At 68.2% G+C, this 23227-nt stretch carries 28 protein-coding genes, 2 tRNA genes and 1 pseudogene; 15 read left to right on the forward strand and 16 right to left on the reverse strand.

Annotation, left to right across the window (positions count from 1 at the left end):
* Positions 1–18: 18 nt before the first annotated feature.
* Complete coding sequence (locus tag ACYQ07_RS03755; RefSeq protein WP_459877562.1) at positions 19–336, reverse strand: hypothetical protein; 318 nt, start codon at positions 334–336, stop codon at positions 19–21.
* A gap of 127 nt (positions 337–463) precedes the next feature.
* On the opposite strand from ACYQ07_RS03755, the gene ACYQ07_RS03760 reads away from it, so the two are divergent.
* Together ACYQ07_RS03760 and ACYQ07_RS03765 are read left to right on the forward strand one after the other, a co-directional pair.
* Positions 464–1333, forward strand: coding sequence for a CbiX/SirB N-terminal domain-containing protein (locus ACYQ07_RS03760; protein ID WP_459877565.1), 870 nt, complete (start codon positions 464–466; stop codon positions 1331–1333).
* Positions 1334–1335: 2 nt separating this feature from the next.
* Positions 1336–2511 (forward strand): DR2241 family protein, encoded by a 1176-nt coding sequence (locus ACYQ07_RS03765; RefSeq protein WP_459877568.1) that lies wholly within the window; start codon positions 1336–1338, stop codon positions 2509–2511.
* Positions 2512–2541: 30 nt separating this feature from the next.
* Here the strand turns inward: ACYQ07_RS03765 and ACYQ07_RS03770 are convergent, their stop codons facing one another.
* Complete coding sequence (locus ACYQ07_RS03770; protein WP_459877571.1) at positions 2542–3123, reverse strand: DUF7524 family protein; 582 nt, start codon at positions 3121–3123, stop codon at positions 2542–2544.
* 101 nt (positions 3124–3224) lie between these two features.
* Positions 3225–3419, reverse strand: a complete 195-nt coding sequence (locus ACYQ07_RS03775; protein ID WP_459877574.1) for a methytransferase partner Trm112 — start codon at positions 3417–3419, stop codon at positions 3225–3227.
* Between the two features lie 139 nt (positions 3420–3558).
* On the opposite strand from ACYQ07_RS03775, the gene ACYQ07_RS03780 reads away from it, so the two are divergent.
* Positions 3559–4581, forward strand: a complete 1023-nt coding sequence (locus tag ACYQ07_RS03780; protein WP_459877577.1) for an ornithine cyclodeaminase family protein — start codon at positions 3559–3561, stop codon at positions 4579–4581.
* A gap of 15 nt (positions 4582–4596) precedes the next feature.
* Here ACYQ07_RS03780 and ACYQ07_RS03785 read toward each other — a convergent pair whose 3' ends face one another.
* From ACYQ07_RS03785 to guaB, 3 genes and pseudogenes are all read right to left on the reverse strand, one after another.
* On the reverse strand, positions 4597–5172 hold the full coding sequence (locus ACYQ07_RS03785; RefSeq protein WP_459877580.1) for a HalX domain-containing protein: 576 nt from the start codon (positions 5170–5172) through the stop codon (positions 4597–4599).
* A 107-nt stretch (positions 5173–5279) separates the two neighbouring features.
* Positions 5280–6381, reverse strand: a pseudogene (locus tag ACYQ07_RS03790) (TrmB family transcriptional regulator).
* A gap of 122 nt (positions 6382–6503) precedes the next feature.
* Positions 6504–7991, reverse strand: coding sequence for an IMP dehydrogenase (gene guaB, locus ACYQ07_RS03795; protein WP_459877583.1), 1488 nt, complete (start codon positions 7989–7991; stop codon positions 6504–6506).
* Between the two features lie 333 nt (positions 7992–8324).
* On the opposite strand from guaB, the gene ACYQ07_RS15485 reads away from it, so the two are divergent.
* The 4 genes from ACYQ07_RS15485 (at position 8325) to ACYQ07_RS03810 (ending at position 10256) form a co-directional block, all read left to right on the forward strand.
* Positions 8325–8534, forward strand: a complete 210-nt coding sequence (locus tag ACYQ07_RS15485; protein ID WP_487247236.1) for a DUF8099 family protein — start codon at positions 8325–8327, stop codon at positions 8532–8534.
* On the forward strand, positions 8535–9572 hold the full coding sequence (locus ACYQ07_RS03800; RefSeq protein WP_459877586.1) for a DUF5794 domain-containing protein: 1038 nt from the start codon (positions 8535–8537) through the stop codon (positions 9570–9572). It begins immediately after the preceding gene.
* Positions 9573–9650: 78 nt separating this feature from the next.
* Positions 9651–9878, forward strand: a complete 228-nt coding sequence (locus tag ACYQ07_RS03805; RefSeq protein ID WP_459877589.1) for a DUF5795 family protein — start codon at positions 9651–9653, stop codon at positions 9876–9878.
* Between the two features lie 204 nt (positions 9879–10082).
* A tRNA-Trp gene (locus ACYQ07_RS03810) sits at positions 10083–10256 on the forward strand.
* Between the two features lie 42 nt (positions 10257–10298).
* Here ACYQ07_RS03810 and ACYQ07_RS03815 read toward each other — a convergent pair.
* Positions 10299–10523, reverse strand: a complete 225-nt coding sequence (locus ACYQ07_RS03815; protein ID WP_459877591.1) for a hypothetical protein — start codon at positions 10521–10523, stop codon at positions 10299–10301.
* A 52-nt stretch (positions 10524–10575) separates the two neighbouring features.
* On the opposite strand from ACYQ07_RS03815, the gene ACYQ07_RS03820 reads away from it, so the two are divergent.
* Positions 10576–10782: a DUF8149 family protein gene (locus tag ACYQ07_RS03820; protein ID WP_459877594.1), complete on the forward strand. Its 207-nt coding sequence runs from the start codon at positions 10576–10578 to the stop codon at positions 10780–10782.
* A gap of 128 nt (positions 10783–10910) precedes the next feature.
* Here the strand turns inward: ACYQ07_RS03820 and ACYQ07_RS03825 are convergent, their stop codons facing one another.
* Entirely contained in the window at positions 10911–11141 is a 231-nt protein-coding gene (locus ACYQ07_RS03825) for a hypothetical protein (RefSeq protein ID WP_459877597.1), read from the reverse strand.
* A gap of 485 nt (positions 11142–11626) precedes the next feature.
* Complete coding sequence (locus tag ACYQ07_RS03830) at positions 11627–12400, reverse strand: GTP cyclohydrolase III (protein ID WP_459877600.1); 774 nt, start codon at positions 12398–12400, stop codon at positions 11627–11629.
* A 164-nt stretch (positions 12401–12564) separates the two neighbouring features.
* Here ACYQ07_RS03830 and ACYQ07_RS03835 point away from each other — a divergent pair, with 164 nt between their 5' ends.
* Positions 12565–13359, forward strand: a complete 795-nt coding sequence (locus ACYQ07_RS03835) for an HAD-IIA family hydrolase (RefSeq protein ID WP_459880226.1) — start codon at positions 12565–12567, stop codon at positions 13357–13359.
* Between the two features lie 989 nt (positions 13360–14348).
* Here the strand turns inward: ACYQ07_RS03835 and ACYQ07_RS03840 are convergent.
* A complete protein-coding gene (locus ACYQ07_RS03840; RefSeq protein ID WP_459877603.1) occupies positions 14349–14747 on the reverse strand; it encodes an OsmC family protein in 399 nt (132 codons plus the stop codon).
* 105 nt (positions 14748–14852) lie between these two features.
* On the reverse strand, positions 14853–15584 hold the full coding sequence (locus tag ACYQ07_RS03845) for a metal-dependent hydrolase (RefSeq protein WP_459877606.1): 732 nt from the start codon (positions 15582–15584) through the stop codon (positions 14853–14855).
* A gap of 174 nt (positions 15585–15758) precedes the next feature.
* On the opposite strand from ACYQ07_RS03845, the gene ACYQ07_RS03850 reads away from it, so the two are divergent.
* The 6 genes from ACYQ07_RS03850 (at position 15759) to ACYQ07_RS03875 (ending at position 20451) form a co-directional block, all read left to right on the forward strand.
* Positions 15759–16952, forward strand: coding sequence for a PAS domain-containing sensor histidine kinase (locus ACYQ07_RS03850; protein WP_459877609.1), 1194 nt, complete (start codon positions 15759–15761; stop codon positions 16950–16952).
* Positions 16953–17018: 66 nt separating this feature from the next.
* Positions 17019–17762 carry a fumarylacetoacetate hydrolase family protein gene (locus tag ACYQ07_RS03855; RefSeq protein WP_459877612.1) on the forward strand — a complete coding sequence of 248 codons (744 nt, stop codon included), beginning with the start codon at positions 17019–17021 and terminating at the stop codon, positions 17760–17762.
* A 127-nt stretch (positions 17763–17889) separates the two neighbouring features.
* Positions 17890–18984 carry a histidinol-phosphate transaminase gene (gene hisC, locus ACYQ07_RS03860; protein ID WP_459877615.1) on the forward strand — a complete coding sequence of 365 codons (1095 nt, stop codon included), beginning with the start codon at positions 17890–17892 and terminating at the stop codon, positions 18982–18984.
* Positions 18981–19508 (forward strand): adenylate kinase family protein, encoded by a 528-nt coding sequence (locus tag ACYQ07_RS03865; RefSeq protein ID WP_459877618.1) that lies wholly within the window; start codon positions 18981–18983, stop codon positions 19506–19508. The genes hisC and ACYQ07_RS03865 overlap by 4 nt, the downstream gene beginning before the upstream one ends.
* A gap of 25 nt (positions 19509–19533) precedes the next feature.
* Entirely contained in the window at positions 19534–20136 is a 603-nt protein-coding gene (locus ACYQ07_RS03870) for a CDP-alcohol phosphatidyltransferase family protein (RefSeq protein WP_459877621.1), read from the forward strand.
* 78 nt (positions 20137–20214) lie between these two features.
* On the forward strand, positions 20215–20451 hold the full coding sequence (locus tag ACYQ07_RS03875) for a DUF7120 family protein (RefSeq protein ID WP_459877623.1): 237 nt from the start codon (positions 20215–20217) through the stop codon (positions 20449–20451).
* Between the two features lie 80 nt (positions 20452–20531).
* On the opposite strand, the gene ACYQ07_RS03880 is transcribed toward ACYQ07_RS03875, so the two are convergent.
* From ACYQ07_RS03880 to ACYQ07_RS03900, 5 genes are all read right to left on the reverse strand, one after another.
* The gene (locus tag ACYQ07_RS03880) at positions 20532–21443 is read right to left on the reverse strand and encodes a hypothetical protein (RefSeq protein WP_459877626.1); all 912 of its coding nucleotides are present in this window, start codon (positions 21441–21443) and stop codon (positions 20532–20534) included.
* A gap of 64 nt (positions 21444–21507) precedes the next feature.
* Positions 21508–22290, reverse strand: a complete 783-nt coding sequence (locus ACYQ07_RS03885; RefSeq protein ID WP_459877629.1) for a CBS domain-containing protein — start codon at positions 22288–22290, stop codon at positions 21508–21510.
* 40 nt (positions 22291–22330) lie between these two features.
* The gene (locus ACYQ07_RS03890; RefSeq protein ID WP_459877632.1) at positions 22331–22636 is read right to left on the reverse strand and encodes a hypothetical protein; all 306 of its coding nucleotides are present in this window, start codon (positions 22634–22636) and stop codon (positions 22331–22333) included.
* 197 nt (positions 22637–22833) lie between these two features.
* Positions 22834–22904 (reverse strand) — tRNA-Gly (locus ACYQ07_RS03895).
* A complete protein-coding gene (locus tag ACYQ07_RS03900; RefSeq protein ID WP_459877635.1) occupies positions 22890–23057 on the reverse strand; it encodes a hypothetical protein in 168 nt (55 codons plus the stop codon). Before ACYQ07_RS03900 ends, ACYQ07_RS03895 begins: the two co-directional genes overlap by 15 nt.
* Positions 23058–23227 lie beyond the last annotated feature (170 nt).

Raw genomic sequence — 23227 nt, forward strand, 5'->3', positions numbered from 1 at the left:
CGACGGTGCCTGACCCGGTTACTCCACGCCCGCCTCGCTCACGCGGTCGAGTGCGGCTCGGAGCCGCCGAACGTCCGACGGCGAGAGCGTCACGTCGGCGTGGCCCGTCCCGTGGTCGCCGGCGACCACGTCGACGCTGAGGACGACGCCGTCGTCGGCGCCGTCGTCGCCACCCGCGCCGTCCCCCGCGTCCGGCTCCCGCACGGTGAGCTCCGCGTGGTTCGGCCGGTCGTCCGGCGGTCCCACCTCGACGGAGATCTCGCCGCGGGTCGCGCCGACGCCGGCGTCGGCGGGTCGGTCGAGGTCTATCGTCTCGCCCTCGAAATCCTGTGTCATGTGCGCACGTGTGTCCGGGGGGCCTTAGCTCACACGGCGGATGGAGCGTCCCCTGTAGGGCGCCGAACGCCGGGCGGTCCCCGCCGGCTCCGAAGTCCCTAAGAGCGGCGCGCCCCGACTACTTGGCATGCAGTCGCTCGTCATCGTCGCGCACGGCTCACACCTCAATCCGGATTCGAGCACGCCGACGTACGACCACGCCGACACGATTCGCGCGTCGGGCGCCTTCGACGAGGTTCGCACGGGGTTCTGGAAGGAGGAGCCCCACGTCCGGGAGGTGCTCCGGACGGTCGAGGGCGACGAGGTCTACGTCGTCCCCCTGTTCATCTCGGAGGGGTACTTCACCGAGCAGGTGATCCCCCGCGAGCTCCGGCTCGCGGGCTGGGACGTCGCCGAGTGGGAGTCCGACGGCCTCTCGGCCGATCAGGCAACGCTCGTCGCCGAGGACGTGGGCCGGGAGGTCCACTACTGCGGTCCAGTCGGGACCCACGAGGCGATGACCGACGTGATCGTCCGGCGCGCGGAGTCAGTCACCGGCGACCCGGACGTGGGCGAGGGGTTCGGCCTCGCCGTCGTCGGTCACGGCACCGAGCGCAACGAGAACTCCGCGAAGGCGATCGAGTACCACGCCGACCGGATCCGCGAGTCCGGCCGGTTCGACGAGGTGAAGCCCCTCTACATGGACGAGGAGCCGGAGGTCGACGACCTCGCCGACCACTTCGAGAGCAACGACGTGGTGCTCGTCCCGCTGTTCATCGCGGACGGCTACCACACCCAGGAGGATATCCCCGAGGACGTTGGCCTCTGTGAGGACCACGCCGACGGGTACGATGTGCCCGCGGACGTGAACGGGACGAACGTCTGGTACGCCGGCGCCGTCGGCACGGAGCCGCTGCTCGCCGACGTGGTGTTGGAGCGCGCCGCGGACGCCGGCGCCGACGTGGGGTCGGCACTGGAGACCGTCCGTGAAACCACCCGCGTCGCGACGGGGGACTGACCGTGGGGGACACCGACGGACTCCCGGCTGAAGTCGCCACCGACGCGACACCCACGGTGTCGCTCGACGACGCGGCACTCGACGCGCTCGTGCGCGCCGTCGACGCGCTCGACGAGGGGGAGGATCTGGTCCACGAGGAGCTTCGGGTGGCGGCCGCGGAGGACGGCTCCGGGGACTACGCCTTCGAGTCGGGCGGCGACCGCTACACCGGGCTGGATGAGGAGGGCCTGCGGGAGGTCGCCCGCGAGCACGCGACCCCCGTCTCGAACTGGCACTTCTTCGAGCGGGTCGTCGACGACCACCCGCCCCGACGGGCGTTCCTCCACTGGATCGAGAGCGCCGAGTCGCTGACGCTCCGGGAGCGCTACGCCGCGCTCGCCGACGGGCTCGCTCACGAGTGGGGAGAGGTGGCGGTCACCGTCACGCTGACGGACGGCGGCGAGCGCGTCTACGAGGCGCGACACGTCGACGACGCCGAGGCGTCGGTCAACGACCTCGACTCCTACGACGACCCGCTGGACGCCCGCCGGCTCGTCAAGTTCGACGACGACGGGCGCTATCGGCCCCTCAAGGCCGCGCCCACGCTCCCGACCGGGTGGGTGTTCGCGGACCTGGGGCCGCGCGACCTGTACGAGACAATCGAGACGGTGTACCCGGCGACGGTCGTCAACTGGCACCGCGAGCGCGAGGGCGAACTCGACGTGACCCACTGGACCGAGACGATGGACCGGCAGACGGGCATCTACGGCGTCATCAAAACGTGGGACCGCGGTGAGGGGTACGAGCACGTCAACTGGGTGGCGGAAGCGACCTGTGACGACTCGGAGTGCCTGAAGCGCCGCGAGTGGGAGTACGACGACGAGACCGACCTCGATGTCGACGGCGGCGACGGCGTGTTCCCCTGCCGGGAGCCCTGTTCGGTCGTCGTCACCGCCGCGCGCAAGTGGACCCAGCTGGAGGGAGAGACGGAGAACACCTACGAGTTCGAGCTCACGCCGAGCGAGAAAGAGCAGGTCGAGACGATCATCGACGCGGTCGCTGACGGGCGGGTCGACGACATTCGCGAGGCCGACATCTACGACGGCGCCAACCGCTTCCGCACCCGCTTCCTCCGCGCGAAACGCTTCGACGAAGCGGGGAACCTCTGTGGCGTGCCGACGGAACCGGACGCGGAGTAGTACCTCCGGGAAAGCTGGCGCTCCGATCTGCTAGCGCAACACCCACATCGCGGCCGCGAGCGCGGCGACCACCACGAGTCCGACGCCGGCGAGCACGACGACGCTGTCGACCAGCGTGGCGACGACGACGGCGACGACGACCGCCACCAGCGCGAACACGAGAGCCGGGGCGACCCCGTCCGCGAACGCCGTCTCGGTCGCGCTGGCGACCCGCTCGCGGAGAGACGGATCCGGGTCTGGTTCTGGCGGCTTCGCCAGCGACTCGTCGACGACGACGGTGTCGGGCGCCTCCTCGGGCCGCGGCTCGATCCGAACGTCGACGTACTCGACGCCGGAGCCGTAGCCGGTGACCACCTTCAGCTTCCCCACGACCGGCTCCGAGACGGCGTCGGTCGAGACGTGCACGCGACGGATCGACTCGTCCTCGACGTAGTGGTTCGTCGCCGCAAGCGACGCGACCGCGTCGAGTTGATCGTCGAGATGGAGGTGAACGTGGGTGGAGCGTCCCAGGTTCGTCAGGACGATGGAGAAGGGCCGGTCCGTGGAGAACCGGTCGGGCGCGCTGATGGAGTGGACGCCATCGCCGTTCAGTTCGACGTCGAGGGACGACACAGGCGTCCGCTCGTCCCGGCGGGTGAAAAAGGTTCAGTTCGCGTGAATGCTCGGCTGGCTCGGCAACTCGTCGCGCTCGGCGGGGGGCGGCGTCGCCGGCGTTACGCCGCCGCCTCCTCGCGCATGTCCGGCGGGAGGAGGTTCGGGATGCCGTCCTCGATGGGGTACGTCTCGCCGCATTCGGTGCACGTGAGCGTTCCCTCGAGGATCTCCTCGTCGTCGCGCTCCTCGACGTCGAGGTCGAGGTCGTGTTTGTCGAGCGGACAGCAGATGATGTCCATCAGCGACTCCTTCATAAAGCCGGATTGGCAGGGGGCCGCAAAAAGTGTGCGGGTTGGGCGTCGACCTGTTCAGAACGACGGCGCGCACGCGGAGAACCGAGGCCGTGAGGATGCTCACCCCCGTCACTTTGTGTCCCCGCATCGAGACACGCCTATGCGCGTGCTCTCGGACGACGACATCGCGGCACTGCTCGACCTCGATGACCTGCTCGACGTGACCGCCGACGCGCTCCGCGCACAGGGGCGCGGGGACGTCGAGCGCCCGCCGAGACCTCACTTCCCGGTGGGACGGGGACTGGTCGACGCACCGGGCGACTCCGCCGACGGAGGAGCCGCCACCGACCCCTGCGGCACCGGACTCGTCATGCCGGCGTACATCCACGGCGCGGACCACTACGCGACGAAAGTCGCCGGCATCCACGACGGGAACGTCGAACGCGGCCTCCCGACGGTCAACGCGAGCATCACCTTGACGGCCGCCGACACCGGCCTCCCGGCGGCAGTGCTGGCCGGAAACCGGATCACCAACGCGCGAACCGGCTGTATCGGCGGGCTGGCGGCGCGCGAACTGGCCGTTCGCTCGGGGGGCGGCAACGGGATCGAGACCGGCGTCGTCCTCGGCGTGCTCGGCGCCGGCGAGCAGGCGCGCTGGCAGACCCACGCGATCCGCGCCGCGGTCGGCGTCAAGGAGGTCCGGGTTCACTCGCCGAGCGACTCGCGGGAGGCGTGTGCGTCGGACCTCAGGGAAGCGGGTATTGACGCTCGCGCCGTCGACACCCCGCAAGCGGCCGTCACCGGCGCGGACGTGGTGGTGACGGCGACGACGGCTACCGAACCGACGTTCGACGGCGACGACCTCCAGCCGGGTGCACTCGTCGTCGCCGTCGGCGCGTACACCGCCGAAATGCGCGAACTCGACGACCGGACCATCGAGCGTGCGGCGGCGTGCTACGCAGACGTTCCCGCCGAGGCGGCCGAGACAGGTGACTTCCCAGGTCACACGGCCGACGGTCTGGTCCCGTTTTCCGCCGTGCTGTCGGGCGACCACGGCCGAGCCTCGCCGACGGACGTGGTCGTGGTGGCGTCGGTCGGGACGGCGGTGCTCGACGCCGCGGCTGGCGAGTACCTCCTGAACCGGGCGAAAAGCGCGGGTTTGGGGCGGGAACTGCCGCTGTAGCGGCCCGTGGACGGATCAGTCGTCCGTATCGAACGACTGGAACATCCGCTCGAAGTCGTCGTGGTCGGAGATCTCACTGATCGACTGGTCGAGCTCCGCACGGAGCTGTTCGATACGGTCGGTCAGCTCCTGATACTCCTCGTTGTCCGCCAGCTCACTCGGTGATTTCTCGGCCTCGAGGATCGCCTTCTTCGAGGTCAACGAGAACAGTTCCTGGACGCCGGCGTCGTACTGCCCGCGTCGGAGCAGCCCCTCGACGGTGTCCCGGAGCGCCTCCTTGGTGACGGGTTTGACGAGGTAGTCGTCGAACCCCATCTCGAGAATGTCGTAGTCGGGCTCGACGGCGGTGACCATCGCCACCCGGCAGTCGATGCCGCGGTCGCGCACGGCGACGAGCACCTCGTCGCCCGAGAGGCCCGGCATCCGCCGGTCGAGCAGGATCGCGTCCACGTCCTCGTCGAGCTGTTCGAGCGCCTCGTGTCCCCCGTACGCCGTCCGGACGCGGTACTCGTCGCCGAGCCACGCGGCGTAGAGGTCTGCTAGGTCGGGCTCGTCCTCGACCACGAGGACCAGCGGCGGTTGCTCACTCATGGGTCGTCGGTGCAGCGACGGGATCGCTCACACGCTTTGTCTTTCCCCACGCTATATCAAAATATCCCTTGGGACACACGGCTGTCGGGTGGCCGGCGTCGGCGGCCTCACTCCGCATCATTCACCTCCATCCCCGCATCGGGCCACTCCACGTCGGTGACGACCAGCTCCATCGCCTCGAGATCCTCGATGACTGCCCCCCCACCCACCGACGGTGTGGCGCTCGTCGCCGTCGGCAACGACGACGGTCACCTGGCCGGCGAGCTGGCCGATCGGCACGTTGCCGTCGTCGGCCGGCTCGCCGGCGTACACCACCTCATCGACTTTGCCGGAGACGGTGACCGGATCGCCCGTCCCCGTCGCGGCGCCGGTCACCTTGACGTGGACGGTCGCGCCGTCGCGCACGAGCGGGTCGACCTCGCGCACGAACCGGCGGATGTTGGCGTACGGCTGTGGGGGATTCTCCGGCCGGCCGTCGAACACCACGTCCCACACCTCCCAGAGGCTCGTGTCGAAGTACCACCGGAACACGTAGGTGAGCGTCGGATCCTCGACGAGGACGCCGTACTCGTTGATCGAGCGGTGGTGGGGCGCGAAACAGGTCGTCGTTCGGTCGACGATGGCGACGAACGGCGCGGGGAGATCGCGCAGGCGAACCTCCGTGACGACCCCGTCGAGGTCGGTTGGAAGCTCCTCGTCGTCGTCGAGCGAGTGGAGCGAGACCTTCACCGCCGCGCCGGCGTCGTGTGCACACGCGAGCGCGTCACGGAGCGACTCGAACCCGTCGAGGGTGGTCGACACCTGCACCTCCGTCTCCGCGCCGGCGACCGCGTCGCGGGCGCGGTCGAACACCGTGTCGTAGCGCTTGACGATCTCGACGCGATGCTGGTCGAGCTCGGGCGCCTCCCAGCGCTCCTCGATCTCGGCGGCCGCCTCCGTGAGCCGCTCGGAGCGGTTCCGGAGGTCCGAAAGCACGCCATCGGGGTCGGCCGCCCGGGCGCGAAGCGTATCGCCCTCGTACGTTTCGACGTAGCCCCGGTCCTCGAGATCGCGGAGCACGTCGTAGATGCGGGCGGCGGGGACGCCGCTCGCGTCCGCGAGTTCGGTCGCGCTCGCGGTGCCGTGTTGCAACAGCACCGTGTACGCCTGGGACTGGTACTTCGAGAGCCCGGCGTTCCTGAGCACTCGACGCAACTCGGCGGAGTCCATATGGAATGGAGAAGAACGCCCCCCTTAACGGCTCTGTTCGGGGATGACCGCGACTCGGGATGGCGGTCCGGGGTTCGGAAGGCAAAAACGGCGAGACGCGGATCCTGGTGGGCGAGGCGACGCTACTCGTCGGGGCTGTAGTTCGGCGCCTCGTCGGTGATCATCACGTCGTGCGGGTGCCCCTCGGTCTGGCCCGCCGAGGAGACGCGGACGAACTCGGCGCGCTCGTGCACCTCGGGGATCGTCCCGGCGCCGACGTACCCCATCCCGGAGCGCATCCCGCCGGTGAGCTGGTGGAGCTCGGAGGCGAGGCTTCCCTTATATGGCGTGGCGGCCTCGACGCCCTCGGGGACGAACTCCTCGTCCTCCTTCTCCTCTTTGAGGTAGCGGTCGCCGCCGCCGGACTTCATCGCGCCGACGGAGCCCATCCCACGGTACTGCTTGTACTTCTTGCCTTTCATCGTGATGACGCGGCCGGGCGCCTCGTCGGTGCCGGCGAAGTAGGAGCCGAGCATGACCGCGTCGGCGCCGGCGGCGATCGCCTTGATCGCGTCGCCGGAGTAGCGGATGCCGCCGTCGGCGATGACGGGCACGTCGTGCTCCTTCGCCACGTCGGCGACCTCCGAGACGGCGGTCATCTGGGGCATGCCCGCGCCGGAGACGATACGCGTGGTGCAGATCGAGCCGGGGCCGATGCCGACCTTGAGCCCGTCCGCGAAGTGGACGGCGGCCTCGGCGGCTTCTCTGGTTCCGACGTTGCCGACGACCACGTCGGCGTCGACGGTCTCCTTGATCGCCTCCGCGGAGTCGAGCACGTTGAGGTTGTGCGCGTGTGCACAGTCGATGAACAGCACGTCGGCGCCTGCCTCGTCGGCGGCGACGGCACGTTCGTCGTCGAAGGGGCCGACGGCGACGCCGGCGAGCAGGCGACCGTCCTCGTCGCGCGCGGCGTTCTCGTGCTCGCGGCGCTGGAGGACGCCCTGCATCGTGACGAGCCCGACGAGCCGGTCGTCGGCGTCGACGACGGGAACGCGCTCGATCTTGTGGTCGTACATCAGCTCCAGCGCCTCGCGGGCATCGACGTCCTCGGGTGCGGTGATCACCTCGTCGGTCATCGCCTCACGGACGGCGTCCTCCTCGCCGACCTCCAGATACGGGCGGATGTCCGTCCCGGAGATGATGCCGAGCACGGTGTCATCGTCATCGACGACGGGGGCGCCGGAGACGCCCTCGTGTTCCATCTTTGCGTCCGCCTCGCGGACGGTGTCGTCCGGCGCAACGGTGACGACGTCCTCGCGGCGGATGACGAGCTCGTGGGCGCGCTTGACGCGTTCGACCGCCGCGGCCGTCTCCTCGACGGTCATGTTGCGGTGGAGCACGCCGAGGCCGCCCTCGCGAGCCATCGCGATCGCGAGGTCGCTTTCGGTGACCGTGTCCATCGCCGCCGAGAGAACGGGGAGGTTGATCGAGACGTTTCGCGACACCCGACTCGCCAGGTCCGCGTCGTCGGGCTCCACGCGACTCTCCTTGGGTCGGAGCAGCACGTCGTCAAAGGTCAGCGCCTCGGGAACGTCAAGCTTCGCCGAAAATCGGCCGGAATCCTTCGCCATGTAAATCGTCGTGACGGGCGAGGCAAAAACGTTGCGAGTCACCACGCACGTGTAACGGAGTCCCATCCCGATCCCTTATATATGCACGTTCGTGACCACTATCGTCGCCGATGCCACTCCATCCGACGTCATCGCAACGGTCGCCGCCGTGCCCGCGTACACCAACGTTCGTGAGAGACCCCGTTCACTCGCCACGCAGCGATGAATAGTCGGCTAGTGTGGACGATCGTCACGATATCCACGGGACCCCTTATAAGTGGGCCAACGATCGTCCTGCGTTATGCGGGCATGTCTCACACAACGTTTAACCCAAACCGCCGTGGATATACGTGTATGGACGCCGACAGTCCCGCCGCCGCGCGCATCGCCGGAGAGCCGACCCCCGCAGTCGGGGCGCTCTTTACAGCCGGCACAACGCGCAAACGCTTCATGTGGACCTGTCGGAACCGGTTCGGATCCGGCTCCGTACGCCGCCGCGCTCGCGGCTATCGTGGGTCGCCCGCTTCCCGCCGTTTGCCCGTCGGTGAGGGCCATCGTCGCTGAATGAGCGTCTCACGCCACCCCGTCGCGCTCCGCTTGGAGCAGCAGGTCGGCGGCGCCACGAAGCTGCTGGCGACCGTCATGGCCCTCCCGCTCGTCGACGGCATCTTCCCCGCGCTCGTCATCGCCGGCGTGCTCGCCTCGCCGGCGGGCATCATCGAAACGGGGATCCTCATCTTCGGCGGCTCCGCGACCGTCGCCGTGATCCTCGCGGAGATGGACGGCACCCGCCGCGAGATGGCGACTTCGATCCTGCTGATCGGCGCCGTCATCATCCCCGTCGCCGCGGTGCAGGCCGCGCTCGCGCCGACGCTCGAAGGCCTGCTCGATCTCGAAGTGTTCGAGCGGTTCGCCGGCCTCGTCATCCTCGCGATCGCCGCGAAGACGGCCAGTTCCGAGTTCGGCGAGTATCTCCCGAGTCCGGGCGTTATCATCGCGTTCGGCCTGATCGCGAGCTTCTCGCCGTCGGGCGCGGCGCTGGAGGTCTCCACGGACTACGTCGTCGCGGGCGCCACGGCGGCCGGCATCGGCACCGGATTCGCGCTCTCGATCGCTCTACTGTCGCCGCAGCTCAAGGGTCGAGTGCACATCGACCGCTTCAGGTTCGGCTCGGCGGTCGCGCTCGGCGTGCTCGCGCTCCCCATCCTGCTCGGCCCGCTGATGGAGACGGAAGCGCCCATCGCGCTGGCCGTGCTCGCAGTCACCGCGCTGTTCGCGTACGACCCGGACGCGGACCCCGAGGATGCCGTCGCCGGCGTCCACGGCTCGGATCCGGACGACCCCGATGGCGGTGACGACGACACTCCCGTGGACGTGGACGATGCCCCCGCGCCCAGCGAGCCGCCGGCGCCGTCCGAGCACGACACCCCGAGTGACGCCCCGACCCCGGCGCCGCGTATGGGGAACGGGGCGACTGCCGCGGCCGGCGGCGCGGACGCTGACGCCGATCCGGCCGCGAACGGCGGCCCGACGACGGCCGCGGACGACGACCACGAGGAGGAGCCGTTCTCGGACTCCGACTCCCGGGCGCCCTGGTTGTAGCGAACCCCCTCCTCTTCCTGCGCTCCCACCCGCACCCGCTTCGCCGGGCTTTAGGTCGCTGCTCCACCAGGTCATACCATGTCAAATCGAGTCGTGCAGGGGCGCATGGTGACGCCCAAAAAGCTGGCAGAGATCGTTGAAGGGGAGTCGATCCTCGAAGCCGAGGACATCACGGACGCCGACCGCGACTGCCCGGAGTGCGGCGGCGACGTGATCGCCGTCGGCTACATGCCCAGCGTCACCGAGTTCGTGACGGGCTACAAATGCCAGGACTGCGACTGGAGCGACGACGACCGCGACGAGTAACGCACCGGCGGTCGATGACGAGCGCCACGCGCCCCGTTCCGCCCCGCACGTTCACGCCGGCGTCGACCCGCGCTCGGCGGGCGCGTGCGGCGGCCGACCCGGGCGCACGCAGGCGACGGAAACCACCTTCCTGCGCGCCGACGGGCGATCCGGATCGAAACCCCTTTAGTCGTCATCACGCAACGAACGAGTGCAGGATCACGCGGGGCTGTGGCCAAGCCAGGGATGGCGACTGACTCCAGAGGCCGCGCCCGGGACGACACTCCAGACTGATATACCGAGCGGGCGACTGATCATCGCGCGTGTTGACGACCCTCTGGAGTTCCGAGGCGCACCGGAGATATCAGTCGATCGGGGGTTCAAATCCCTCCGGCCCCATTCGCTTCGCGCATGAACAATAACCCATAGACTGGAGTACGTTCAGCCGCTTTCTTTATATCCTAAAACCGGGTCAAGATTTAGAATCCAGTCGATCGTGGAATGGCAGTCGTCGCCGGCGAGCGCCCGCCCGGTGGCGAACGGCAGGCGGACGACGGCGAATCCGGAGGCGTGATGGAGCACGAGCCGGTCGGGTGACCGGAGGTAGTGGAGAAACCCGACGAGCAGCCGGACCACCACGCAGCTGAACGCCGGCGGGATGACCACAGTGGCACAAACGAACCGAAGGCCTATACGGACGAGCGACGAGTTCGGGACAATGACCGACGAGGATCCCACCGTTCCGATCGTCTGCACGGAGTGTGAGACGGAGACGCGCGTGCCGCTCGACGAGCTCGCCGACGCGCTCGACCGCCACAACGAGGGGAAACACGACGGGGAGCCCCTCGCGGAGGTCGACCCCGCGCTCAAAGACCAGCTCGCTGACCTGGTCGCCGAGGATCTCGGGATCTTCGAGACGGAGTAGATCAACGGCGCTAGGGGCTCTCGCGAGTATTCCGAGGTGTCAGGATCGCCCACCACGCGCTCGCCGAGCGCCATGTTGATCGCTGGTCACTGCTGTAAGCCGGTGTGAACGGCGGCTCGCGTGACGGCTCAGCCGTTGTCCGCGCGCGCACCCTTCGGGTCGCCCTTGTGGTGGAGATTGCGGTTATCCTGTGCCTCCACGTTCGTGGCAGGGATCACGTCGCTCACCTCCGACCGCGGTCGTCCAGTGTAGGCGTGGCCCGGCTTCTCCGCACAGTGAGCCATCGCGTCGTGGGCACCCTCCCAGGGCCCTTCATCACACGCATCGGCGGTACAGACGAACACGATATCGCCCGGCATTCCATCCGGATCATCACTACTCACATACAAAAAGCTGTAGGCCTTTTGTCACAGTTGGTGGCGTGCGGAAGCAGATGATGGTCCGGAATACGACGGGGTAAGGCCACAGTGCGGCCAGATTGGGTTCTTTACGAACGGTTGGATGCAGGGGTGCTGAGAGGGGCATCGACCGCCGCCCGATCCGGCGGAGTCGTCCGATACTCCCGCTCCGCGTCGCGCATCAGCATGGACGACGGCGTGCCGAAAGGCGTCAGCCGCGAGACGCTACTCGGACTCGTGTGGGGCTGGGACGACGAGGGGACACAGCGGTCGGAGCCGAGGTCGGTGACGAACTCGACGGACGCGGGGCAGAAAGGAGCACGCGGGGCGGGACGGAGCACGCGGGGCAGGAGAGAGCACGCGGGGGCCAGGTCGCGGCGCCCGACGCGGGTTCCGGTGCGAACGACGGCTGATTCGCTGGAAAAACGGGAGGGTTCCGAACCCGGTCAGTAGGACGGGGTCGGGGCACCGTGGAACTCCACGGTCGTCCCGTCATCGCGGCAATCCTCCAGCGCGTGCTTGGCGGCAAAGCCGGCGTCATGTGGCGTTTCACCGCCGCCGACGCCGACCTGCAGCTGCACGTCCACGTCGTCGACGACGTGCGCGACGGCGTCGGCGTACTCCGCCTCGGTCAGGTCCGGGCAGACCGCGATCACGTTGTCGCCGCCGACGAAGAACGAGAGCGCGCCGTGCGCCTCGCGCATGTAGCGCATCAGGGAGGCGTACGCCTGTTCAATCTGGATGAACGTGTCGAACTCGTTGAGTCGGTCGGTGTACTTCCCGGTGGCGTTGACCACGTCGAAGTGTGCGATGCGGAGGTCGTCGGGCGCCGTCTCGGTGAGGTAGTCGCCGGCGAGCACCTCCGTGCGGGCCTCGTCTTGCGCGCTCCCGGCGGACTGGAGCCGCTCGTTCGCGGTTTCCAGCGCGTCGATCGGGCGCTCGGCGACCGCGGTGCCGAGACTCACGCTGACCGGGTAGCGGTTGCCGATCGACTCCTGGAGCGCGGCGTGTGCCGCCCCGTCGACCCCGTTCGTCACCGCGACCATGTTGTCGAACCGGGTGAAGAACACGTAGCCGTCGCGGTGGCCGAGAAACTGCGCGAGGTCGGCAAACAGCCGCGACTGGAGCGTCTGGAGGTCCATCTCCCGACGCGGCTCGGGAGTGACCGTCCAGGGCCCGTAGTTGTCGATCTGCACGAGGGTCAACTGGGTGGTCGTCACAGTGAGTCCCGGTTGGTGGTGGCCGCGCTTTACGCTTCTGTTATCCCGAAGTCGTGACGGGTATCGCTCCTGCAACGCTTGCCGGGAGCGACGACATCGTTCTCGCGCGTCCCGCCGGCGGTCGCAACGGCTACGTCGGTCGCGTCCCACGGTCGACCATGGAGATGGAGTTCCGAGGCGCCGTCCTCGACGTGGACGGCACGGTGGTGCGTGGCGACGAGGCGATCCCGGGCGCGCCGGCGGGCTACCGCCGCCTCCGCGAGGCGGGCATCGACACCCTGTTCGTCTCGAACAACCCGACGAAGGCACCGCCGGCGTACGTCGACCGCCTGGGGGCAGCCGGATTCGACGTGACGGAGTCGCAGGTGTTCACCGCCGGGACGGTCACCGTGGAGTACCTGCGTGACCGCCACGCCGACGACGTGCTGTTCGCGATCGCCGCACCCGGGCTGCTCGACCAGTTCGACGAGGCCGGCCTGACGACCACAGAGGACGTGGACGCCGCCGACGCGCTCGTCGCCTCGATGGACCGCGAATTCGGCTACGACGACCTCCGAGATGCACTGTGGACGCTGGAGCGCGACGTTCCCTTCATCGGCACGGATCCGGACGTGGTGATCCCCGCGCCACAGCGGGACGTGCCCGGCTCCGGCGCCGTGATCGGCGCGGTGGCGACGGTCGCCGAGCGCGACCCCGACATCGTCCTCGGAAAGCCCTCACAGCCCGCCGTCGGCCTCGTTCGCGAGCGCCTCCCGCACCCGCCGGAGCAGTGTCTGGTCGTCGGCGACCGGCTCAACACGGACATCGAGCTCGGCGAGCGCGCCGGGATGACGACGGTGCTCGTCCGCACGGGCGTCACCGACGACGCGACCCTCGTCGAGAGCGACGTGGAACCGGACTACGTGCTTGACGACCTCGGGGAGATAGACCGTGTGCTGGAAGACGGGGCGTCGAGATAGCCACGCGCCGGAATCCTCGCGGATAGGGGTATTAGCGGCCGCCATGTGGTATCTCGACCCAAAGGTTCATATGGGTAGATTGCTTTGCTTCGAGCATGGGAGTGCGTGACTCACACGGTGGATCCCGTGGTGACGATGAGGAGGACCCCGAGGAGACGGTGCAGATCATCGAAGGGCACGCGGTACAGTTCAACGAGTACCGCTATTGAGGGCCTTCCCGTCGCCGTCTCTGGCGTCGTGAGCCGCAGGTGTCGAAATCGCGTTGTATGATTCGCCGAGTACGGCTTTGTGTCTGCGTTGACGTTTCTGTAGATTGACGATGCTGACCTGTTGTGACCAATACCGCCCCCGATAAGCGACCTCGGGAGTACGTGTATCACGTGGGCGGGTGCGGTGTTTATAAGTGGAGCGTGGGTGGTGTTGTTCGCCTTTTATAAGCAGAGGTTGGTCGGTGAGTTGCTGGTGCGACGCTGGTGAGGACCGCCGGCAAAGCCCCAGCCAGCTCCGGTCGAGGGCCTCGCTGCGCGCTCAGAAGGGCTCGCGCTGCTCGCCCTTTTGAGTGCTTACGTCGGCCGTCTTCCCGGAGCTGGCTGCCCCTTTGAGTCCCACCCCGCACGTCACCGCAACCGCACCTCACGCCTCCCCAGCCTCGTCGTCGCCTGCGGCGACGACTCCCTCGCGCGCCGGCGAGCACCCGCTGGGCGCTCGCCGGGCGCGCCACCGCACCGCATCTCGTTTATAAGAGAAGCGTCGCCACCTCTCTCGAGCGTTTATATATCATGTCGCCGGCGACGAATTGCAACACTCACTCCCGACATCGAGCAACAAGTCCCACACTCACCGGGCATTTCGGGCTGTGCTCTGTCCGAAGAAGCGGCTTGCAATAGAGCAGTTCGTGTCAGTCTGCCTCTCGACACGGTCTGCGTCCGTCGACCGCTGCTACTCACCAGTCGATCGCAAAAAAGCGTGAGTCAGTGGTGGGTTCGTGCTCAGAACGCGCCGCCGTGAACGGTCACGTCAGCGTGGAGCTCAGTTTTCAGCGCGTCGTGCACGTGGCAGATGCCCTCGGCGCGCTCGACGATCTCGTCGAACGTTTCGTCGTCGAGGTCGGCCTCGACGTGGAGGTCGAAGGCGATCGCCGCGAGGTCGTCGTCCTCGTCGAGCGCGGCGCTCGCGTCGATCTGGAGCTTGCCGAGCTCCTCCTCGCCGCGCTGGCTCCCGCCGACGCGGAACGCCGGGAGGAAACAGGAGGCGTACGTCGCGACGAGCGCGGCGTTCGGGTTCGGACCGGTCTCGTCGGTCGCGTCGATCTGCAGGTCGAAGTCGCCGACCTCGCTCGTACAGGCGTAGCCCTCCTCACAAACGGTGGTGGTCTCGATGTCCGTCATGACGTTCGATACGTCCACCGCCGCGGGCCTAAAGGTTGCTATAGAGCGTGTTGACGAGGCACGTCCGTGGCGCAAAAAACGGAGCGAACTGGGCGCGTGTGGGGCTCAGTAGCCCTCGGTGAGCGAGTACGTCTCGTCGCCGTCGAGCGCGACGACCTCACCCTTGGCGCCGGCAGCCTTCACCTCACGCTCGAACTCCTCGATGTCGACCTCGATCGGCGGGAACGTGTCGTAGTGCATCGGGAAGACCACGTCCGCGCCCACCCAGTCGGCGGCGATCGCGGCGCCCGCGGGCCCCATCGTGAAGTGGTCACCCACCGGAAGCGCGGCGGCGTCCGGCTCGAAGAACGGCGCGACCACGTCGACCATCTCCGACATGAGGCTCGTGTCGCCGGCGTGGTAGAACGTCGTGCAGTCGGGGTCGGCCTCCTGCGTCGGCTTCTTGTCGCCGATCACGAAGCCGGCGGGCATCCCCGCGGAGGTACCGTACCCGGTGTCGATGCCGTTGGAGTGGTCGGCTCTCACCATCGTCACCCAGGCGTCACCACACTCGACGGTGCCGCCGAGGTTCATCCCCATGCCGCCGACGGCGTCCTCGTGGCCGAAGGTGTCCTGCACGTAGCTCGTCAGCTCCGGCGTGGCGACGACGGTCGCGTCCTCGTACCGGTCGACGTCCGCGATGTGGTCGGCGTGCCCGTGCGTGAGAAGCAGGTAGTCGGGGTCGAGCTCCTCCGGGTCGACGTCCGTCTTCGGATTGTCGAAGAACGGGTCGATCAGCAGCTCGGTGCCGTCGACGTCAACGTGCCACGTGGAGTGGCCGTGCCAGGTGAGTTCCATGGTACGGTCGACATGTCTCGGCGAGAGCTAATAAAAGTCGACGCCGACAAGGCGGCATCCCCGCGCGTACTGTTGCCTCGCCCGGTTCTTCCCGGCCGTTCCGCAATACCTTCCCGCGAGTACACGCTTATCTCCCGGGAACGCATATGAATTTCGTGGCGATACTCTCCCGATATGACGTGTGAGGACGACCCGAGGTCGAATGACGGTTCGGGGTCGGATGCCGATGCAGGATCGAACGACGGGCGGGAGTCGGACGGTACTGCGGCCGAAGCCGAACGGTATCGTCATCTCATCGAACACGTCCAGGACGCGGTCGTGGAGTTCGATTTGGTCGACGGGACCCCGATCGTTCGGGACACGAATCAGGCGTTTGCCGACGTGTTCGGCTACTCGGCCGACGAAATACACGGCGAGTCACTCAACGAGTGGGTCGTTCCTGAGTGGAAGCGCACGGAAGCGGCGGAGCTCGACGAGAACACCGCGTCGGGCGAGATCAATCATCAGAACGTTACGCGAAAGACCAAGCACGGCCTTCGCGAGTTTCTCTATCGCGGGATTCCCTATGAGACACACGATGGATCTGACGCCGGCGACGCGAACGCTGCCGGCGGACGGGACGGCGGTTTCGCCGTGTACACCGACCTCACGGAGATCTCCCGCAACGAGCGCCGATTGCAGGTCCTCAACCGGATACTCCGACACAACCTCCGAAACAACGCGAACATTGTCGCGGGTCACACGACGCAATTGCTGTCGGCGCTTCCGGAACAGGACGCGGAGACGACCGAGGCTGCAGCGACCGTCGAGCGCGCGGCACACGAGCTCGAACGGCTGGCCGATGAGGCGGGGCACATTCGAACGGTGCTCCAACAGCGGACCGACGAGGACGCGGACATCGATCCGGCATCGCTCGTTCGGTCGGTCGTCGACGAGCGTCGCCAGCGCTCGCCGAGCGCGAGGATCGAGGTCGATCTCGTCGAGTCAGCGAGGGTTCTGGCCGACAGCCGCCTCCGCTACGCGATCGAGAGCCTCGTCGACAACGCGATCGAACACAACCCGAGCACCACGCCGCAGGTGCGCGTCCGGATCGAACGATCGACCAACGCCGACGCCGCCGACGCCCACGACGCTCACGACGACTGGGTGATCATCCACGTCGAGGACGACGGGCCGCTGATCCCCGCACACGAACGGGACGTCATCAGCGACGGGGCCGAGATAACACAGACACACCACGGGAGCGGTCTCGGGCTCTGGTTAACCGAACTAACCGTGGAGACGTTCGGCGGAGAGGTCGCGTTCGACAGAAGCGACCTCGGCGGGAACGACGTCTCGATCCGGCTCCGGCGCCGGAGGCGTGAGTAGCGCTGCCGACCGTCCTGCCGGGAACACACCGGCAACCCTTTTGAAGACCCGACCGATGACCACGCCATGCATCACGCACGCTTCCGTGACCCCGCCGGCACCGTCCGGGAGGGGACGTATGACCCCGACGCCGAGACCGTCGCGTTCGCCGGCGAGGAGTACGCCGTCGACGACGACGCGATCGACCTGCTTCCGCCGACCGAGCCCTCGAAGATCGTCTGTGTCGGCCGCAACTACGCCAAACACGCCGAGGAGCTGGGCAACGACGTGCCGGACCGTCCGCTGCTGTTCCTGAAGCCGCCGAACGCCGTCGCGAATCCCGGCTCGACGGTGACCGTCCCCAGCGGGAAAGACCGGATCGACTGGGAGGCGGAGATCGCCGTCGTGATCGGCGAGCAGTGCAAGGACGTGAGCGCCGACGACGCGATGGATGTCGTCGCGGGGTTCACCTGCATGAACGACATCTCCAACCGCGACGACCAGAACCGCGAGCAGAACTGGGTGCGCGGCAAGGCGTTCGACAACGCCGCGCCGCTCGGCCCCGCCCTCGCAACGCCCGACGAGGTCCCCGCGGACGCGAGCGTCGAGCTCCGGATCAACGGCGAAACGAGGCAGTCCTCGGACCGGTCGTTCTTCATCTTCGACGTGCCGACGCTCATCGAGGAGATCACGACGTACATGACCCTCGAGGCGGGCGACGTGATCGCCACCGGGACGCCGGAGGGCGTCGGCGCGCTCTCGGACGGCGACACCGTGGAAGTCGAGGTCGAGGGCGTCGGCATCCTCGAACACGACGTGCGGATCCCCTGAGCGGGCCCACATATCCCACCCGTCCGCCGTCTCGTGTCGCAGTATAGCACACCACGTTTCCGGTGAACGAGCGTCGCCGTCGCCGCGTTCGGCCACTCTTAAGGCCGCCGCCGGCCACGGTTCGGGCATGCAACCCCGGGACCTGTCCACTCACTCGCCGTACGTGCCCGGTCGCGGCGTCGAGGAGGTCGCCCGTGACCTCGGACTCGACCCCGACGACCTGATAAAGCTCTCGTCGAACGAGAACCCGCACGGTGCCAGCCCGGACGCCGTCACGGCGATCCGCGAACACGCTGACGGGATCAGCGTCTACCCGAAAGCCTCCCACACCGACGTGACCGCTCGCCTCGCCGAGAAGTGGGGCGTCGACGACGAGCAGGTGTGGCTCTCGCCCGGCGCCGACGGCTCCATCGACTACCTCTCGCGCGCGATGTTGGAGCCCGACGACCGGATCCTCGTGCCCGAACCCGGCTTCGCCTACTACGGCATGTCAGCACAGTACCACCACGGCGAGGTGAACGAGTACGCGCTCACCCCCGACGACGACTTCGCGCAGACGGCGGAGGCCGTTCTTTCGGAGTACGCCGGCGAGCGCATCGTCTACGTCACCTCCCCGCACAACCCGTCGGGCTCCGAGATGCCGCTTTCGGAGGTGCGCAAGCTGGCCGACGCCACCGCCGCGGAGACGCTCGTCGTCGTCGACGAGGCGTACGGCGAGTTCGCCGAGACCGACTCCGCCGTGAGCCTGCTCGACGACCGCGACGACGTGGCCGTGCTCCGCACCTTCTCGAAGGCGTACGGGCTGGCCGGACTCCGCGTCGGCTACGCCGTCGTCCCCGACGACTGGGCGGACGCGTACGCCCGCGTCAACACCCCCTTTGCGGCCAGCGAACTCGCCTGCCGGGCCGCGCTCGCCGCGCTCGACGACGACGACCACGTCGAGAAGTCGGTGGAGACGGCCCGTTGGGCTCGCGAGTACATCGCAGAACACCTCGACGCGCCCACCTACGACTCCGCCGCCAACTTCGTGCTCGCGGAGGTCGGTGACGCCAGCGCGGTCGATGAGGCCGCTCAGCAGGAGGGGGTCATCATTCGTGACTGCTCCTCCTTCGGACTCCCGTCCTGTGTCCGGATCTCGACGGGCACCCGCGAGGGCACCAAAGAGGCTGTCGACCGCCTCAACGACGTGTTAGCGGACCTCGAACTCGGGGTGCACGCGTGAGCAATCGTGCCACACGCGTCGCCGTCACCGGCACACCCGGAACGGGGAAGTCCTCCGCGACGGAGCTGCTCGCGGACGAGCACGGCTACGACGTGATCCACCTCAACGACCACATCAAGGAGGACGACGACCTCTGGACCGAGCGCGACGAGGACCGCGACACGCTGGAGGTCGACCTCGACGCGGTCGCCGAGCATCTTGGCGACTGGTCGGGAATCCTCGACTCGCATCTGGCCCACCACTTCGACGCCGACCGCGTCGTCGTGTTGCGGTGTGCGCCCGCCGAGCTGGAACACCGACTCAGCGAGCGGGGCGAGTCGGCGGCGAAAGCGGAGGAGAACGCCGAATCGGAAGCGCTCGACGTGATCCTCTCCGAAGCAGTGTCAACACACGGGATGGAGTCGGTGTACGAGATCGACACGACCGACCGCGACCCCGAAGCGGTCGCCGACGAGATTCGTGCGGTCGTCGAGGGAGAACGCGAGCCGAGCGCCGGCACCGTCGACTTCACGGGGTACTTATGAACGACCCGTTCGTCGAGGTGGACGAATGACGCTCGACCAGTTCCGCCCGCTTGCCGACCGACTGCTCGGGCCGTGGGTGTCGGCGGCTGACCGCCTCGGGCTTTCGCCCGACCAGATCAGCGTGATCGCGTTTCTGGTCGCCGTCGGGGCGGCCGGCGCGTTCTACGCCGCCGAGCCCGTCTTCTACGCGCTCGGCGCCGTGCTCGTGCTCGGGAACGGCTGGCTCGACCTGGTCGACGGCGCGCTCGCCCGCGAACAGGGCGTCTCCTCGGAGGGCGGCGACCTGCTCGACCACGTGCTGGACCGGTACGCCGACATCGTCATCATCGCCGGCTTTGCGGCCGGCGTCGACGCCTACGCGCTCGGCTTCCTCGCCGTCACGGGCGTGTTGATGACATCGTACCTCGGCACGCAGATCCAGGCTGTGGGTCTCGGCCGGGAGTACGGCGGCCTGCTCGGCCGCGCTGACCGACTCGCGCTGATGGGGATCGTCGGCCTCGTCGCGGCCCTGTACGCGGATCCCCTCGTCGTCGGCCTCGGCGTCGTCGAGCTCCTGCTCGTCCTCCTGGCGGTCGTCGGTCACCTCACGGCAGTCCAGCGGTTTTTGGGTGCGTGGGGCGACCTCTAACGCTCATCCAAGCGGTGGACTGCGCGCGCGACGCACCCCTCCACGAAGTTTAAAAGCGTCCGGCGGAAAGTGGAGCGTATGCCCACGTTCGAGCTGAACCTGTCCGACGACGTCTACGCGGAGTTCCAGCAGCTGGCCGACCAGGAGTTCGTCACCGAAGAGCAGGCCGCCGAGGAGCTGATCTCCTCGGGCATCGAGGCGTACAACGTCAGCTTCACCGACGAGGAGCCGCGCGACGAGATGCTGGAGGGCGCCGAGAACAACATGTTCGATACGGCAGAGGACCCCGGGAGCATCGAGGACGACCGACTGTAGGCGTTCGGCACGGCCCCCTTTTGAAGTGGTGCGCGCGCTCCGTTGAGTTGCCTCCGTCCCTTTTAACTCGGAGGTCGGCCTCACTCCCACCGGTCCGCCGTCACGAGCGCGCCGAGCGCGGCGGCCAGTCCGACGAGATACCCCACGAGGTGGGCGTACGCGTTGCTCCCGAACGGAACGACCACCAGCGAGCCGACCACGCCGGCGACGACGACGCTGGCGCCGGTCACGTACAACAGCTCGCGTTCCGGCGAGAGGTCGAGTCCGACGATCCGGGGATGACCGCGAGTCCGAATGAGGTGCAGGGCGACGCCTCCCGCTCCGGCCGCGAGCGGGACCGCAACCCCGGGACGCGGCGGGAAGTAGGTCACCCCGCTCGGCACCGCGAACACCACCGCGAGGGAGGCGAGCGCGGCGACGAACGCCCACCGCGGGTCGACTGCAGGTGCGGCCCCCTGGTGGTGGGTGCCCTCCGCAGCCGCGCTGCCCGGCTGCTCCGTCGCCAGCGCCGCGAACCAGACGACGAGGAGGTAGCCGAGCAGCGCGTTGTTGAGGTCCGAAAAGCCCGCGGCGGACGCGTTCGTGAGGTCGCCGAGCGTCACGAGGGTGGCCCACGCGGAGACGACCGGGACGACGACCAGCGAGCCGACGGCGACGACCGCCAGCCGCCGGCGCCACCCGGCGATCACGGAGAGCGGGTACGCCACGCCCATCACCAGCCAGTAGTTGACGACGTTGTCGACGAGGTGCCCCGTCGACGTGTGGACGAAACTCGACGCGAACGCCGTCCAGAGCGTCCACCGTCCCGTGAGGACCCCCTCCGCGGCGAGCGAGAAGCGCCAGTTCTCGGTCCCGGGGGCCGCGGCGACGGCGACAAGCATCGTGGGCACGGCGAGAAAGACGACCGCGAGCTCCGCGGGTGGGCGTGAGCGAACCGCCGTGACCACGCTCCTGGCCAGCCGGCGAACCGTCGGGCGCTCGCCGTCGCTCATGGGGGACGGTTGGCGTGCGGCAACAAAGGCGTTGTCCGGGGTCGCGTTCGGACCGGAATCGGGGCTACTGGAGCCGCTTCGTCGTCTCGACCAGGGGGTGTCGGGCGTAGTCGACGATCTCGATGTCGGTGATGTCGGTGAGCCCCTCCTTCTCGGCGGTTTTCGCCATGCCGAGCTCGACCGGCTCGTCAGTGATGATGACGTACGCGTCCATCTCGGCTTTCCCCATCTCGTGGGCGGCCATCACGCGGTGGTGGCCGTCCGCGAGATAGAGCTGTCCGCCGTTGTCGATGACGACGAGCGGCTCCGCGAGGCCGCGCTCCAGCTCGTACTGGCGTCCCTCCAGCTCGTCGGCGTACACCCGCGACTGGGTGGGCGTGAGGTTTTCGAGCCGGACGGTGCGGCGCTCCTCGGAGAGGCCGACGCCGTGGATCTGCTCTAAGGTTCGCATCAGCTTGCCGACCTTCCCGGGAGTCGCCCGCTCGATCTGCGAGCGCACCACGTCGGTGTTCGAGATGATCCCGACGAGGTTGCCGGCGTCGTCGACGACCGGGAGCTTCTGGATCCCGGATCGGAGGATCACCCGCGCCGCGTCGGTGACGTTCATCTCCGGGTGTGCCACCACGAGGTCCGTCGACATGACGGTGAAGATCGCGGCGTCCTCGTCGACCAACAGGAGGTCGCGCGCGGAGACGAACCCCTCCACTTTCCGCCCGTCCGTGACGGGGAAGCCGTTGTGGCCGGCGCTCTCGACGATCCGTTCCGCCACGTCCGCGACCGTGTCGTCCGGCGAAACGGTCTGGACGTCCCGGGTCATGTACTCGCTGACACTCGGCTTCCCGCTCATCGGCGACGATTGGAGGCCGGCGGGTAAAAAGGCGGGTGGCTCACAGGTAGATCGCGACGTTGTACGCCGCCGCCCCGAGCGAGAGCAGGCCGACGCCCGCGAGCATCGCGGCGGCGACCAGCCGGCGGTTTCCCCCGGCGAGCGCGACGGGAACGCCGACGAGGACCATGCCGACGAGCTTCGTCAGGATCATCCCCGGGACGACGCCGTATCGGGCGATGAGCACGCCGCCGACCGGTGACCCCTCCACGAACCGTCCGGAGGAGAGCGCGACGCACGTGGACGCCATGTCGGCGGCGATGCCGACCAGACACAGCGCGACCGCATACGGGAGCAGTCGAGTCACTGCCCTCGCGTTACCGGCGATGCGACATTAATGGAGGGGTCCGCGGGCGCGCTCCCCGGCTGCGCGGAGCGGCAGCCAACCCCTCCCTCGGCGGGGACGTGCTGTACGTCGCCGACTGTGGAAGTCGAAGAATGCGCGAGCCGGGACCCCCGTGAGCGAAGCGAGCGGGGGTACGGCTCGCAAACGAGCGAAGCGTATGCGCGAGCCGGGATTTGAACCCGGGCCATGAGCTTGGAAGGCTCAGGTCCTACCACTAGACCACTCGCGCGCAATTCGAGTGAAACGCCGGTGGGATAAGGACCTTACTCTTCGTCGTCGCCGGCAACCGGTCCGTCCACCACTCCCGCAGGCGCTTGTTGCCGGGGTGTTCGGCGCCGAAGCCGTCGGTTGCTGCCGGTGTGTTGTCGTCTGCGTCGGCCATTGCACTTCCGCGCGCCCGGAGTCGCTCGGGGATCGCCTCGCTCTCCGCTTGCGCCGGCTCCGCACGCTCCCGCTGCGTCGCGGCAGCGTCGATCCGGTCGCGCAGGGAGCCGCGGTCGGGCCGGGCTGGTCGCAGTCGAGAAAGCCTCTCGCACATCGGGTCGAGGCGAA

Source organism: Halorubrum gandharaense, from assembly GCF_054654575.1.